At 35.9% G+C, this 15,183-nt stretch carries 14 protein-coding genes and 1 pseudogene; 8 read left to right on the top strand and 7 right to left on the bottom strand.

From position 1 onward, the window contains the following. The first annotated feature begins 211 nt into the window (after window positions 1-211). A pseudogene (locus tag ABD792_RS10580) lies at window positions 212-1,287 on the top strand (PA0069 family radical SAM protein). Window positions 1,288-1,346: 59 nt separating this feature from the next. Here the strand turns inward: ABD792_RS10580 and ABD792_RS10575 are convergent. Beyond that, entirely contained in the window at window positions 1,347-1,943 is a 597-nt protein-coding gene (locus tag ABD792_RS10575) for a T9SS type A sorting domain-containing protein (RefSeq protein WP_345005968.1), read from the bottom strand. A 203-nt stretch (window positions 1,944-2,146) separates the two neighbouring features. Here ABD792_RS10575 and ABD792_RS10570 point away from each other — a divergent pair, with 203 nt between their 5' ends. Next, a complete protein-coding gene (locus ABD792_RS10570; RefSeq protein ID WP_345005967.1) occupies window positions 2,147-3,019 on the top strand; it encodes an AraC family transcriptional regulator in 873 nt (290 codons plus the stop codon). A gap of 7 nt (window positions 3,020-3,026) precedes the next feature. Here the strand turns inward: ABD792_RS10570 and ABD792_RS10565 are convergent, their stop codons facing one another. From ABD792_RS10565 to ABD792_RS10550, 4 genes are all read right to left on the bottom strand, one after another. Continuing rightward, window positions 3,027-3,683, bottom strand: coding sequence for an HD domain-containing protein (locus ABD792_RS10565; RefSeq protein WP_345005966.1), 657 nt, complete (start codon window positions 3,681-3,683; stop codon window positions 3,027-3,029). A 67-nt stretch (window positions 3,684-3,750) separates the two neighbouring features. Further along, window positions 3,751-4,755: an acyl-ACP desaturase gene (locus ABD792_RS10560; RefSeq protein ID WP_345005965.1), complete on the bottom strand. Its 1,005-nt coding sequence runs from the start codon at window positions 4,753-4,755 to the stop codon at window positions 3,751-3,753. An 11-nt stretch (window positions 4,756-4,766) separates the two neighbouring features. Beyond that, window positions 4,767-5,504: a lysophospholipid acyltransferase family protein gene (locus ABD792_RS10555; protein ID WP_345005964.1), complete on the bottom strand. Its 738-nt coding sequence runs from the start codon at window positions 5,502-5,504 to the stop codon at window positions 4,767-4,769. A gap of 138 nt (window positions 5,505-5,642) precedes the next feature. Continuing rightward, window positions 5,643-6,053 (bottom strand): BrxA/BrxB family bacilliredoxin, encoded by a 411-nt coding sequence (locus ABD792_RS10550; protein ID WP_345005962.1) that lies wholly within the window; start codon window positions 6,051-6,053, stop codon window positions 5,643-5,645. 169 nt (window positions 6,054-6,222) lie between these two features. Here ABD792_RS10550 and ABD792_RS10545 point away from each other — a divergent pair, with 169 nt between their 5' ends. The 3 genes from ABD792_RS10545 (at window position 6,223) to ABD792_RS10535 (ending at window position 9,451) form a co-directional block, all read left to right on the top strand. After that, a complete protein-coding gene (locus tag ABD792_RS10545; RefSeq protein ID WP_345005960.1) occupies window positions 6,223-6,987 on the top strand; it encodes a TerB family tellurite resistance protein in 765 nt (254 codons plus the stop codon). Window positions 6,988-7,115: 128 nt separating this feature from the next. After that, window positions 7,116-7,658 (top strand): RNA polymerase sigma factor, encoded by a 543-nt coding sequence (locus ABD792_RS10540; RefSeq protein ID WP_345005959.1) that lies wholly within the window; start codon window positions 7,116-7,118, stop codon window positions 7,656-7,658. Window positions 7,659-7,669: 11 nt separating this feature from the next. Beyond that, window positions 7,670-9,451 (top strand): energy transducer TonB, encoded by a 1,782-nt coding sequence (locus ABD792_RS10535; protein WP_345005958.1) that lies wholly within the window; start codon window positions 7,670-7,672, stop codon window positions 9,449-9,451. Between the two features lie 94 nt (window positions 9,452-9,545). On the opposite strand, the gene ABD792_RS10530 is transcribed toward ABD792_RS10535, so the two are convergent. Then, window positions 9,546-9,806 (bottom strand): hypothetical protein, encoded by a 261-nt coding sequence (locus ABD792_RS10530; RefSeq protein WP_345005957.1) that lies wholly within the window; start codon window positions 9,804-9,806, stop codon window positions 9,546-9,548. Window positions 9,807-9,859: 53 nt separating this feature from the next. Continuing rightward, window positions 9,860-10,897, bottom strand: a complete 1,038-nt coding sequence (locus ABD792_RS10525) for a S66 peptidase family protein (protein ID WP_345005956.1) — start codon at window positions 10,895-10,897, stop codon at window positions 9,860-9,862. A gap of 257 nt (window positions 10,898-11,154) precedes the next feature. On the opposite strand from ABD792_RS10525, the gene metG reads away from it, so the two are divergent. The 3 genes from metG (at window position 11,155) to ABD792_RS10510 (ending at window position 15,081) form a co-directional block, all read left to right on the top strand. Beyond that, a complete protein-coding gene (metG, locus tag ABD792_RS10520; protein ID WP_345005954.1) occupies window positions 11,155-13,221 on the top strand; it encodes a methionine--tRNA ligase in 2,067 nt (688 codons plus the stop codon). An 80-nt stretch (window positions 13,222-13,301) separates the two neighbouring features. Beyond that, a complete protein-coding gene (locus ABD792_RS10515) occupies window positions 13,302-14,135 on the top strand; it encodes a helix-turn-helix domain-containing protein (protein WP_345005953.1) in 834 nt (277 codons plus the stop codon). A 397-nt stretch (window positions 14,136-14,532) separates the two neighbouring features. After that, window positions 14,533-15,081, top strand: coding sequence for a carboxymuconolactone decarboxylase family protein (locus ABD792_RS10510; protein WP_345005952.1), 549 nt, complete (start codon window positions 14,533-14,535; stop codon window positions 15,079-15,081). The last annotated feature ends 102 nt before the right edge of the window (window positions 15,082-15,183 follow it).

Raw genomic sequence — 15,183 nt, 5'->3', positions numbered from 1 at the left:
TTTGTAGAAATCGTCCAATTCTACAAAGAATTCAGTAACTTTATCTCTAAGCATTTGAAGTGTTTTTATTGCTTAATATACTGAATATCAATATAATAAACTAAAATAAAAACACTTTTTTCTTATCCGAGATTCACGTTAATAAAGCAATTTAATCTTAACATGAGGCATGTGAAATAATGACTAATTTAGAGATGTCATTTTATTAGATATGAATACTAAAACTTCCATAAAAGGTCGTGGTGCGCAGATTAATGTGCCCAATCGGTTCTTTGAGCTGCATCATGAAATGCGCGATGATTTTTTGGAGTTTTGTCGGAAAGAAGGTGAAGTGAGTGATAAAAATAAAACACATTATTTAGAAGTCTTTCCAAAAACCATTGTAAATAAAGTGACAAGTCCAGATGTGGGAATGTTATATTCCATGAATCCTTATCAAGGCTGTGAACATGGATGTATTTATTGTTATGCGCGTAATAGTCATGAGTTCTGGGGATATGGTGCAGGTTTGGATTTTGAGCGGCGTATTTTGGTAAAAAAAGAGGCTCCCAAATTATTGGAAGCCCTATTGCAAAAGAAAAGCTGGAAAGCACACCCAATAGTTATGTCGGGTAATACAGATTGTTATCAGCCTGCAGAAAATAATTTTCAAATTACCAGGCAATGTTTAAGTGTTTTTTTAAAGTACAAGCACCCAGTTGCTATTATTACCAAAAACGCGTTGGTCTTGAGGGATGTGGATATTTTAAGAGCATTGGCAAAAGATAATTTGGTTGGTGTTAATATATCAATTACTAGCTTGTCTGAAGATACAAGGCGTATTTTAGAACCGCGAACGGCAACCATAAAAAGGCGCTTGGAAACCGTTAAGGAACTAACTAGTAATGGTGTGCCTGTAAATGTCATGTTGGCTCCTATTATACCCTCGATTAACAGCCATGAAATTTTACCTTTAGCCAAAGTGGCTTCAGATTACGGTGCTTTATCTATTGCACATACTGTGGTACGGTTAAATGGCGCAATTGGAATTCTTTTTACAGATTGGATTAAAAAAACCATGCCAGATAGGGCAGACAAGGTTTTGCACCAGATAGAGTGTTGTGCCATGGAGGAAAGCTAAACGATAGTCGTTATGGAGCCAGGATTCGCGGAGAAGGGGAAATAGCAAAACAAATCCATAATTTAGTAAGTTTGGCAAAACGGAAATATTTTAAAGATAAGAGCATGCCTAAATTCAATACCGAATTGCACAAACAGTTTAAGAGTGGTCAGTTGGAATTATTTTAAAAAAAAGTGGGCCCACCTAGACCCACTTTTCTACTAAACTAAACTAAATAAGACATTAACTAATTATTAATGTATTTTGTGTAAACCCGTTTATTCGAGTTAAAAACTATTTTATAGTCACCTTCTTTTAAGTCAAATATTTTTTCAATAATTTGTGTGTTTTTAATGGTTTCAGAATGTATCAGGTGATCAGCTGTTCCCGAGTTAGAGTAAATACTGATATGTAAAGGTTCAAAGTTTGGTGCGAGTTTAGAAATATAAAGACGGTTGTTCTTTTTTCTAACAATAGGCTTGAAAATAGTAGTGCTGTTTTCTTTTTCGAAGGTTACGTTGTTGGATTCAACAACAAAGGGAATGATCTTAATTTCAAAACCTTTCTCTACTTCAAAGAAATACATGCCATTGGGAAGACTCGTTAAATCAAACCCTTTTGTGTAAGTCCCAGTTTCTTGTATGGATTCTTTAAACATTATTATGCCATTAGCATCTTTAATGGATATTTGATTTCCCTCTTTGAGATTATTTAAGGTTATTATTGTTTTTTCAATAGTATTCTTAATAAACAATGAGGGGGCTTCATTGGCAAAACTTAACATGCTGGTTAACAAGCTCACAGTTAAAATGCCTTTTTTTGAGTTCTTAATTACATTTTTCATAAATCTAAGTTTTAACGTTAGACATGACAAATGTAGAACGGATCTTAAGAATTTAAAACATCCATTTTAATCAATTTATATGCTATTTTAACTATTAAATTAATGTTAAATGTATGTAAAGTTAAAATAGCATACATTTGTGTTAAATAAATACATGTTTTAAAAACAATTAGTATTAATTTTGTTCTAAATCTGATCTGTCTATGATTAATAAGAAGCCTACATTCAGAAAGCTAACGCCAAGCTTTGGAAGCTCGATACTTGTTAAGCAGCATATCGATACGATAGATAGAAATGGAGCTTATTGGCATTTCCATCCGGAGTTGGAGCTTGTCTATGTTAATAAAGGGCAAGGGAAGACCCATATAGGGAATCATTTGTCTTATTTTAATAATAGTCAGCTTATACTAATAGGTTCCAACCTGCCTCATAATGGTTTTACAGATAGGTTAACAGCAAATGGAACAGAAACGACCATACAGTTTAGATCTGACTTTTTAGGTAATGATTTTCTTAATGTACCGGAAATGGCGGCTATAGCATTGTTGTTTGACAGGGCTAAAAAGGGAATTCGATTTAAGGTTGAAACGAAAAGAGTTATTGGTCCTAAGATAGAACAGCTTTCACAATATGAGGGTTTAGAGCGTATGCTGGTTTTTTTGGAAATATTGAATTATTTATCAAATACAGATGATTATATGTTGTTAAATGCGGACGGTTTTGCCTTTGAAGCAGAATCTCAGGATAGTTCTAAAATAGATGTCATTTTTAAATATGTGAACAACAATTTTCAGAGGCACATAACATTGGATGAAATAGCCGACCGTGTAAGCATGACTGTTCCTGCGTTTTGCCGATATTTTAAACGAGCCACAGGAAAAACCTTCACGCAGTTAGTTAATGAATACAGAGTAGTTCATGCTACAAAATTACTTAATGAAAGTCAGATGAGTATTGCTGATATTTGTTTTGAGTGTGGATTTAACAATTTTTCGCACTTCAACAAACAGTTTAATGAAGTAACAGGTAAAAGCGCTTCGCAATACAGGAAGGAAATTAAGTTGATGATTCAATAAGCGGTATTTATACCTTGCCGTTCCATTCGTTATAAAACTGTTCTAGGAATTTTAGCATATGGTTGTGCCGTTCGGTAGCAATTCGTTTGCCTGTAGAAGTGTTCATTTTGTCCTTTAAACGTAAAAGCTTTTCGTAAAAATGGTTGATACTAGGAGCTGTAGAAGCCTTATATTCATCTTTGGTCATATTAAGTTTAGGCTTAATGTCTGGATCGTATATGGCTCTGTTTTTAAAGCCTCCATAGTTAAAACAACGTGCAATGCCTATGGCTCCAATGGCATCTAAGCGATCGGCATCCTGCACTACATCCAGTTCTTGGGAGTGGAAGTTTTGGGTTTCATTGCCTCCCTTAAATGAAATGTTTTCAATTATTTGAATAACATGATCTATGGTATTGGGATCTATTTCAAGCTTTGTTAAAAAATCTCGAGCTATTTTAGATCCGATGCTTTCATCGTCATTATGGAATTTACTGTCTGCTATGTCATGAAGTAAGGCGCCTAGTGTAACTATAAATGTGTCTACATTTTCATTCTTGGCTATTAATAAAGCATTTTTATAAACACGTTCTATATGAAACCAATCGTGTCCGCCTTCAGCATGGATTAATTGTTCTTTTACAAAAGCAATGGTTTGGTTTATTTTTTCTGTAGATGTTAGCATAGTGTAAAAATAAAAATTCCTCTCACAAGGGAAAGGAATTGATTGTAATTTGAATGAAACATATTGTCTATTTAACAATAGCTGGCTCTACCCATTTAAATTGATAAGAGTTTTCAGGTATTTTCATACGTTCGGACAATCGGTACATTCTGGCAGGAAGCTTCATTAAATAATCTCTTGCTTTTTCAGCTTCATCATTTAGTCCCGTAATCGAGGCAATTTCCCAGCGGTCTATTAGTTTTTGAAGAATGTCAACATAATCAGTTGAGGTGTAAACGCCAATGCGTTGCGCGGTATTAGAAAACTCCTCGAAGGCCGTACTTATTTTGCCTCCAGATTCCCTTAAAAAATGAGCTGGCATGGTAATTTTTTTCTTCATCATATAGTGAAACGCCATCATCATTTGACTTGGGTCTACTTTAAAAATACGCTCCACAAAATCTGAATAAGCATTATGGTGTCGCATTTCATCTCCCGAAATAATCTTGCACATTTTCGACAAGCGTTTGTTGCCTTTCTGTTTGGCAATTTTGGCAACGCGATTATGTGAAATATAGGTTGCTAATTCCTGAAAACTGGTATAAACAAAGTTTTTATAGGGATCTCTATCAGTGCCAATATCAAAGCCGTCAGCAATAAGGTGCTGGGTTGTTTTTTCAATTTCCTTCATATTTACCCGACCAGAAAGGTACAAGTATTTGTTGAGTACGTCTCCATGTCTGTTTTCTTCGGCAGTCCACTGGCGTACCCACTTAGCCCAGCCATTTTCGTTTTCACGGTCTACCTGATCTACCCCTTCTACATCCATAAGCCAAGATTCGTAAGTAGGTAATGCTTCTTCAGTAATCATGTCGCCTACTAAAACGACCCAAAAATCATAAGGAAGTTCCTTGGCTAACTCTCTAATTTCTCTTATTTCTTCAAAGAAGTTCTGGTCTGTTGTTTCGGAGTTAGGCAAAAAATCTGTGGGTTGCCATATACTATCTATAGGAATCAAATATTTTTGCATTAAAGCATCAACGTCTTTTTCCAAAAACTGCATAACTTCTAATCTCTTATTCTTTAAAGACATCTTTTGTTTTTTTATGATTCAATACTTTTTGTAATAGTTTTTTCAATGCTATTAATAAGCTCCTGCTTATCTGCAAAGGTAGCTAATTCTATGGGTTTATGCACGGTAAATTTAAGGTGATTGCCTAGTCCCATTGGGAATTTGCCATATCTCAGCATTTTCCAAGAATTGTTTATGGTTATGGGAACAATTAAAGCAGATGGTGTTTTTTTAAAGAGTACCTCCAAGCCTTTTGTTTGAAAAGGTTTTGGTTTGCCATTTTTGCTCCTCGTGCCTTCGGGAAAAATAACGCCAGAACGTTTGTTTTTTTCAAGATATTCTCCAAATTTCATTAGCGCAGGTAGCGATTGCCTTGGATTTTTACGGTCTATTAATGCAGCGCCTCCATGACGCAAGTTATACGAAACACTGGGGATACCCTTCCCTAATTCTATTTTACTTATAAATTTAGGGTGGTGTTTGCGCATGAACCATGTTAGCGGATAGATATCGTGTAAACTTTGGTGGTTTGCGACAATAATGAGAGGGCGATTGGTGTCTATTTCGTACGGATTGATGTATGAGAATCTTGTGCCCAAAATATTGGCGCATCGCATTAAACAAAATTGTAAAATATCAACACTTACTTTATGGGCTTGATAGCCAAATAAATTAAAACAGATCCACTGTATTGGGTGGAAAATAATAAGTGTTAATAAAAAACATAGGTAATAGATACAGCTAAGAGGGTATGATAATAATTTTTGCATGCCCCAAAAATAAGCAAAAACTTAGTTTTTGTGTGTAGGTATTCTATGGTTATTTTGGCAACGAACGATCGGTAGGATTGGGGATAAAAAAACCACACAAAAAAGTGTGGCTTTAGGATATAATCGTTATTGCAATTCTTAGCAGTGCTCGTTATAAGCGTCCATTAAGTTTTCAGCAATTAATTCGGCTGGACGACCTTCAATATGATGGCGCTCTAGCATGTGTACCAATTCGCCATCTTTAAATAGTGCCATACTTGGAGAACTTGGAGGAAACGGAATCATATGTTGTCTTGCTTGTGCAACAGCGTCTTTATCGACACCTGCAAAAACAGTAACTATATGATCTGGACGTTTTGCGTTTTGTAAACTTAGTCTTGCGCCAGGGCGTGCATTTGCTGCCGCACAACCACAAACAGAATTCACAACAACCAATGTTGTGCCTTCTTTTGCTAAAGCTACGTCAACGTCTTCAGGGGTGTGTAACTCTTCAAAGCCAACACGTGTTAAATCTTCTCGCATTGGTTTTACTAATTCTGCTGGATACATATTTCTTTAATTTTAAGAATTAACAATTTAAGACTGCAAAGATACCAATTTGTGTAACAAAATAGTAATGCATTCAACTAACAAATATTATATTCACCTAATTATAGTTTCTTCTTTTAAAAGAATTAATTTATATGTAGGTTTGACGATAAATAAAATTAATACTTACATGAGTTTTTCAAAGTGGATAGGAGCTTCTATTGGATGGTCGTTTGGTGGGCCTATTGGAGCTATTATTGGTTTGGCATTAGGAAGTGTTGTTGATGCTATGGCTAATGGAAAGGATGTAGAAGCAGCAACTAGACAAAGGCGTCGAGTAAACTATGAAACACAAAGACATCAGCCGCAAACGCAATCAGGTGATTTTGAAGTGAGCTTGCTTATTTTGGCTTCTATTGTTATAAAGGCTGATGGTAAACAAGACCAACGTGAATTGGACTTTGTACGTCAGCAATTTGTTGGCATGTATGGTAAAGAACAGGCCAATCATGCGTTTAGATTGTTTAAAGAGATTAATAAGCAGCAGCATATTTCGACCAGACAAGTGTGCTTGCAGATAAAACAAATGATGCAGCACGCATCGCGTTTACAGTTATTGCATTTTTTATTTGGTATAGCCAAGGCCGATGGTTTTGTTACAGATAGTGAATTAAGCCAAATCCATACCATTGCTGGCTATTTAGGGATAAGCCATGTGGACTACGAAAGCATTAAAGCAATGTTTTATGAAAATGCCGATAATGCCTATAAAATTCTAGAAATAGATAAAAGTGCAACGAACGACGACATAAAAAAAGCTTACAGAAAAATGGCAAAGAAATACCATCCCGATAAGGTCGTTCATTTGGGAGAAGCACACCAAAAAGGCGCTGAAGAAAAATTTAGACAGGTACAGGAAGCTTACGAGAAGCTGCAAAAAGAGCGAGGATTTTAAAATTTTTGAAGAAGGCAAGTCTGTTATATTAATTAATCATTGCATGTGCTAAAATGAAATAATTAAAATTCATAAAAAATAAGAGGAGGCCTTTTCGTGAAATGACCATTAAGTAATAAACAGGTTTTATGAACGATCAAAAAATTTTAGAACTTTTTAAGAAAGGTCAGCGCGAAAAAGCATTTAGTAAATTATATGGTCTATATCCTAAAATTGAAACGCTTATTGTTTCAAAAGGAGGGAGTAAACAAGATGCTTCCGATGTGTTTCAGGAAGCATTAATTATACTCAATAGAAATCTGGAGAAATCAGATTTCAAGCTTACAGCTTCCTTTTATACCTATTTATATTCCGTATCACGATTTGTTTGGAAGGATATCCAAAAGAAATTTTCTAAGCAAGAACTGCATAACTTAAACGAATCAGAAATAGAATATTTTCATAGTATTCTGGAGGAAAAAAAGTATCGGCTTGCAGAGGACGCATTTCTCGAATTAGGAGCGCGATGTCAACAGCTTTTACACTTGTTTTATAACAAAGCAATGTCTTTTAAAGACATTGCTAAAAGCATGGGCTTTAAATCTGAAAAGATTGCTAAAAATCAAAAGTACAAGTGTTTGCTAAAAGCAAAGGACATCTTTAAAACCCGTTTAAGGGCGGTTCAATCTTAATTCGAAATGCCATGGAAAATTATATTAAAGATATTGAGACGATACAAGCATACTTAAATAAGACGCTTACAGAAAGTGATGTTAAAACTTTTGAATTGCGCTTGGAAACAGATCCAGAATTTAAAATCGTTTACAACGAGCATCTTAATTTTTTAGAAGGCCTAAAACGAGTACAGTTAAAGGCAGAATTAATGAAAGCGAGACAATGGCATGTACAAGCCAAATGGATAAAGAACATTGGGGTTGCTTTCGTGTTAATAATGGCAATTGCAACTGCTGTTATAATCCTTAACAAAGCACTGAAGCCTAATGATGAAAGGGTGAAAGAAAGTCGCAAAAGTCAGGTACTGGACACGCTTAAAGTTGAGGATAATCCTGTTGAACCTCGTTTGAAAGTAAGTGATACTTTGGCTATAGAAGATACTGCTTCCGTTATAAAAGAAATTGTTAAAGAAGAGGTAAAGGTAGTGCCTTCAAAAATTAAAACAGCTAAAAATGCAGTAAGCTCTAAAGAGGATGTAAAACCTTTGCAAAAAAAGCCACAATACATAATAATAAGCGCAGAACGGGATACAACGGTAACTTGTAAGGAAGGTACTAAATTAACTATTAAGGCAAATTCGTTTGTTGATGCTCAGGGATTTCCCGTAAAAGGTGTGGTTGATCTTGAGGTTACCGAATTTTATAGGGTGGACGATATGCTTTTGGCTAATTTGTCTACAACTTCCAACGGAAAACTATTAGAGACAGGGGGAATGCTTTACTTAGAGGCTAAAAGGGCTAATGATAAGTTGGTTTTAAAAAAGAATGCCGCTATTGAAATAACGTTTCCGACTAGTAATAAAAAGGAGGGCATGCAACTATTTTCCGGAGAATGGCATGATGAACGTATAAATTGGCAGCTTCAAAAAGAAAAGAATACTGTAATAGAGGAAGTTGAGGTTGAAGAAAACATTGAGGTTCCCTATGCGGTTGTGGAGCAAGTTCCCGTTTTCCCAGGTTGTGAAGAAGGTGATAGAATGCAACAAAAGGCCTGCACAAGTGAGTCCATTGTAAAGTTTGTTCGAGAAAATTTTAATACGGGTATCGCTGATGAGTTTGGCCTTGTGGGGAGACAACGCATAAATATACTTTTTAAGATAGATAAAAGCGGAAGTGTGCAATCGGTACAATCTCGGGCAAATCACCTGGTTTTGGAAGAAGAAGTTGAAAGGGTCATCACAATGTTGCCCAAATTTCGACCTGGCACGCAGCGAGGCAAATTTGTTACGGTTCCCTATTCGCTGCCATTTATTTTTGAGGCGGAAGGTTCACAAATTATTCCGCAAAGAAGAATCAGAAAATTGAATACTGATTCGGTGACTGTGGCATATATCGAAAAACGCCTGAAAGATGAAGAGAACGACAATCTTAGCGGAAGGGCTGCTATGAGTTATGTTATGGCTACGACGCAATTGGGTTGGATTAACTGCGATCGGTTTGTTAAAGGAAGTGCCAATAGTATACGTTATAAGTTTAAAGTTAAAGATGGAAATGGCAGGGCAAAAGTAAGCCTGGTATTCAAATCCTTAAATGCTATTTTGCCGGGATCTATGATAAATGGCAATTTTGATTTTGGAACGGTAGCAAAGAACGAAGATGTCATACTTGTAGCCATTAAAAAACAAAACGGGAAACTGTTTCTGGATATTATTGAGACAACTACGGTTGAAAATCCAGATTTAACGTTTGATTTTAAGGAAGTAACAGTTGAAGAGCTTAAACAGGCGTTGAGAAAACTAAACAGGAGATAAAATTGATACAGAAAAATTAAATTGCCTGAAAAATAAAAGTGCTGTTTCATATTGTATTTAACATGAAATAGCACTTTATTTTGGTACAAAGTAATTACTTACTGGGAAATGCTTGCGCGCTAGTATATACTTTATCATTTTTCCCTTTGGAAAAGATATAAACTAATTTTTCTTCAGAATTAAGATAAACAGATTTTAAATCCCAGCCATCACTTTTAGAAGCTTCTATTAAGCACTTGCGTACATCTGGATTATTTAAGTTTAAGTTGTTAATTCTTTTTACATCGTCAGCATTAACTTTAACTGAAAGTAATAGCACAATCGCTAAAGGTAATAATTGTAATTTTTTCTTCATCTGGAGACTTTTTAAAAGTTATTACTAAATAATGCGCAATTGTAAGGCATCTTTTAGTTATTCTTAAAAAAAATAGTTGATTGCCCGTTATTTACGGTTAAATTAACAGTTCTCCCCAAAATCAAGGCACGATTATCCTTTTCATGACCGGCTGGCATATTAAAAGCAATCGGAAAATCGTAATCAGCAAGAGCATCCAAAATAAGTTGCTCTACCGATGTGCCCCATAAGGTTGTGTTTTTACGAAGTTTGGTCATATCGCCCACAATTACGCCTTTACAATGATCGAAATAACCAGCGCGTTTTAGGCTTTGCAGCATCCTATCTATATGATATTTGTATTCGCCGATTTCTTCAATGAATAAAATTTTTCCAGAGGTATCAATACTGGTGTTAGAGCCCAGCATGGTATGTAGCATTGTTAAGTTGCCACCCACCAACCGTCCCGAAGTACTTCCAGCTTTATTATATTTTGAACCTTTTAAAGTATAAGTAATGGGTTGTCCAAAAATAGCCGATTTAAATGTTGAGATGCTCTCTTTAATGGTGCTGGCATCATCCTGCAAACTGGTACACATAATAGCATGTATGCTTTCAAAACCTTCATTATGGATTTGATTATGAAGGGCTGTAATATCTGAGTATCCAATAATCCATTTTGGGTTTTTTCTGAATTTTGTCCAATCTAATCCGTCTAAGATTCTTACCGTACCATACCCGCCACGAGCACACCAAATAGCTTTAATTTTAGGATCGTCCATAGCCTTTTGTAAATCTTGACAACGCTCTTCGTCTGTTCCCGCAAAATGATTTGCCTGATTAAATACGTGTTTGCCAATAACCGCATGTAATCCCCATTCTTTTAACATGTTAACGGCGTGTTGTATTTCTCCGTTCCTGTTCTTTAAAATACCTGATGGGGCTACAATAGCTATGGTGTCACCAGTTTGTAAATAAGAAGGTGTTAGTATTGTGTTTTCGTGGTTTTGCATAGTAATTTGTTGTGCTGAGCCTGTTGTTTTTGCAAAAGAAAAAAACAAGCAACATAAACTTAAGATTAAGGTGTTTCCAGACATAATGTAAATGTACATTTTTTTTCATACGTTTAAATTTAATAATTGTCAAATTTAGACACGTGTAAATGCTTCACTCTCGAATTATAAATTTTAAACCATCTATTAAAAATGAATGTTTAAAATTTATAAATACTCGTTTCTAATTAGCAGTCAAAATGTGTACTTTTACGACTTTAAACAAATTAAGTTAGACGTATTTTGTTTCCTCGAGCGCAGTCGAGAGGTGTTTTTTAGGTCTCGACTGCGCTCGACCTGACATTATAAAGTAAAAAATGAATAAACCAAAACGATATACAATTACTACAGCCCTACCTTATACCAATGGACCTATTCATATTGGTCATTTGGCAGGAGTGTATGTGCCAGCAGACATTTATGTACGTTATTTACGGTTAACAGGAAACGATGTAGCTTTTATAGGAGGGAGCGATGAGCATGGAGTGCCTATTACCATTAAGGCGAAGAAGGAAGGTGTAAGCCCTCAGGATATAGTAGATAAATACCATGCTATTATTAAAAAATCGTTTGAAGATTTTGGGATTACCTATGATAATTACTCTCGTACATCGGCGCCAATTCATCATGAAACAGCTTCCAATTTTTTTAAGACATTATACGATAAAGGAGAATTTATTGAAGAAACTACAGAGCAACTTTTCGATGAACAGGCAAATCAGTTTCTGGCCGATCGTTTTGTTACGGGAACTTGTCCGAAATGTGGTAACGAGGAGGCTTATGGCGATCAGTGTGAAACCTGTGGAACAAGCTTAAATGCCACCGATTTAATAAATCCGAAATCTGCTTTAACAGGCAATGTGCCAACGCTAAAGCAAACCAAGCATTGGTTTTTACCATTAGATAAACATGAGGCATTTTTAAGGGAATGGATATTAGAAGGGCACAAAAAAGATTGGAAGCCAAATGTTTACGGTCAGGTAAAGTCATGGATTGACGATGGGTTGCGTCCACGAGCAGTAACGCGGGATCTGGACTGGGGTATTCCGGTGCCTGTTGAAGGTGGTGAAGGTAAAGTGTTATATGTTTGGTTTGATGCGCCAATAGGTTATATTTCCTCAACTAAGGAATGGGCAGCACGAGAAGGTAAAGATTGGGAGCCCTACTGGAAAGATAAGGATACCAAATTGGTACATTTTATAGGGAAGGATAATATTGTATTCCATTGTATCATTTTTCCGGCTATGCTAAAAGCCGAAGGCAACTATATCTTACCCGATAATGTGCCAGCCAACGAATTTTTGAATCTGGAAGGAAACAAGCTGTCTACCTCTAAGAATTGGGCGGTCTGGTTACATGAATATTTGGAAGAGTTTCCCGGTCAGCAAGATGTTTTGCGTTACGTTTTAACGGCCAATGCTCCAGAGACAAAAGATAATGACTTTACCTGGAAGGATTTTCAAGCGAGAAACAATAATGAGCTGGTTGCTATTTTTGGGAATTTTATTAATCGTGTGGTTGTGTTGACCAATAAATATTATAATGGTGTAGTGCCTAATGCTGGTGAATTATTACAAGTAGACGAAGAAACCCTGGCAGCTGTAAAAGCATACCCAGCAGTGATTTCAAGTTCCATAGAGCGTTATCGTTTTAGAGAAGCTGGGCAAGAATTAATGAACTTGGCGCGACTTGGAAACAAATATCTTGCAGATGAAGAGCCCTGGAAAGTGGTGAAAACAGACGAAGTACGAACGCAAACCATTATGTACGTGGCGCTTCAAATAGCATCTGCTTTGGCTACTTTAAGTGAACCGTTTTTGCCCTTTACCTCGGGCAAATTAAAAAATATACTCAATATTGGTTCGAGTGCAACCGAAAACGCTTGGAGTGATATTTCAACTAAAGATGTATTGCTGCCTTCTGGACATCAAATAGGAAAAGCAGAATTGTTGTTTTCTAAAATTGAAGATGAAACCATTCAAAAGCAATTGGATAAATTAGAAGCAAGCAAAAAAGCTAACGAAGTAGTTAATAAAACGGTTGAGCCCCAAAAAGAAACTATTACATTCGATGATTTTACAAAACTGGATATTCGTGTAGGCACTATTTTAGAAGCCGAAAAAATGCCTAAGGCTAAAAAACTGCTTGTTTTAAAGGTAGATACAGGAATTGATGTGCGTACCATTGTATCGGGTATAGCCGAAAGTTTTACAGCCGAAGAAGTTGTGGGTAAAAGAGTAACGGTCTTAGTTAACTTAGCGCCTAGAGCGCTTCGAGGTGTAGAGAGTGAAGGTATGATTTTAATGACTGAAAGCGCTGATGGCAAATTGGTATTTGTAAACCCCGATGACGCATCGGTTCCAAATGGGTTGCAAATAAGCTAGAGACGAGGTTGATTTAGTCTTTGACTAGCGAATAAATAATTACTTTGTAATGTTTTGTGTTGCTTTAAGACTAAGGCTGCATGCAAAAAGTATTTACCGAGTTTTCTACCAATGCCATCCTAAAAGTTGGGAACGAAGCCCTTTTGGAGCCTTATGTGGTATCTAAGCAATTAGATTTATTTACGTTTATTAGGACTGATACTTTTAAGGCACGAATTAATGTAGATAATATGCCTTATACTATCGAGCCCAATAGTATTGTGGCCTTGACCAATGTGCAATACCTTCAGTTTGTTTATGGTAAAGATTTAGTAGTCTATCAGTTTAACAGAGATTTTTATTGTATTAAGGATCACGATCACGAGGTAAGCTGTGCGGGTTTGTTGTTCTTTGGAAATGTACACATGCCTGTAATTAACCCCAATACTAAAGAACTGCATAAGTTAAAAATACTGCATGATGTTTTCGTGGATGAATTGGAGACTAAAGATACCATTCAAGCAGAAATGCTACGCATGCTAATGGCGCGATTCATTATAATAAATACCAGATTGTTAAAGTCTAAAGAAGGCTTGGTGGAAACCTTGAGTAATACTAAGGTTGAGCTTTTAAGGGCATTTAATATGTTGTTGGAAACCCATTTCAGGCGTGAACATAGTGTTTCATTTTACGCCGATAAGTTATTCAAATCACCAAAAACCTTATCCAATAATTTTGCTAAACTCAATACAACTCCATTGCTGCTTATTCATGAGCGCATTGTTTTAGAAGCAAAGCGTTTGTTGATTTATACCGATAAAACCGCTAAGGAAATAGCTTATGATATTGGCTTCGACGATGCTTCGCACTTAAGTAGGCTATTCAAAAAACACACGAAGTTAACACCTTCCGAATTTAAAAAACAGCTTAAGTAAGCTTCATAGGGAAAAATTGACAACTCATAGGGCAATCCCATCATTTTCTCGCATTCATTTATAATTCATCTTTGTACCGAACAATTAAAACAACAAAGACATGAATTTAAGACATAAATCTATTTTCAATTTAATTGAAATATTTAGAAGCAACAAGAGGAAGCAGTTTCATACTATTCCACCAAAGACACATTGTGAGCAAAAACAGATTCACGATTACTATTGTGATTCAGAAAGGCCATATGTGTCTTCTATGACTGCGGCTTCAAATAAATAAGGGAGAAATTGACAAGTTATAAGGAAGTCTGTACATGGTATAGACAAGCTTTCAGTTGCACCTTTGTACCCGGATATTAAACATAAAATTCAAAAACAAAATCATTTAATTATTAAAATTATGAGCACATTTAATGTACCAACAAGAGAAGAAGTAAGCAAAAACAATCAAGTTATTTTTGATAATTTAGAAAAAGCTTTAGGGTTTGTGCCTAACATTTATGCGGCTTATGCATATAGTGATACGGCTTTGGAGAACTATTTAAATTTTGCTAATGCCAAAACGTCCTTAACAGTAAAGGAAAAGGAGGTGGTCAACCTGGCCGTTAGTGAAGTAAACCAATGTAAGTATTGTTTATCTGCTCATACAGCGATTGCTAAAATGAACGGTTTTACTAATGAGCAAATTCTGGAATTAAGAGGGGGGTATGCTTCTTTTGATTCTAAGCTGGATGCTTTAGCGCGTTTGGCAAAAAATGTAACCGAGAATAGAGGTAAAACAGACGACGCTGTTTTGGGTAGTTTCTTCAATGCAGGTTACACAAAAGGGAACTTAATTGATGCCATTGCACTGGTGGGGGATAAAACCATATCAAACTACGTGCATCAAACAACGCAAGTACCCATCGATTTCCCGATAGCCCAACCATTGGAAACCGTAGCGTTGTAATTTGGGTAAGGTTGAGTCAATAATCAATAAATATAAACACATGAAACCTCCATTACAGCACAAAATAATTTTAGAGGAATCTGTCACAAAAGGGGATGAATA

Source organism: Snuella lapsa, from assembly GCF_039539345.1.
Lineage (GTDB): Bacteria > Bacteroidota > Bacteroidia > Flavobacteriales > Flavobacteriaceae > Snuella > Snuella lapsa.
Note: the sequence above shows the minus strand (reverse complement) of the source record. Positions and strands in the feature narration are given on the sequence as shown.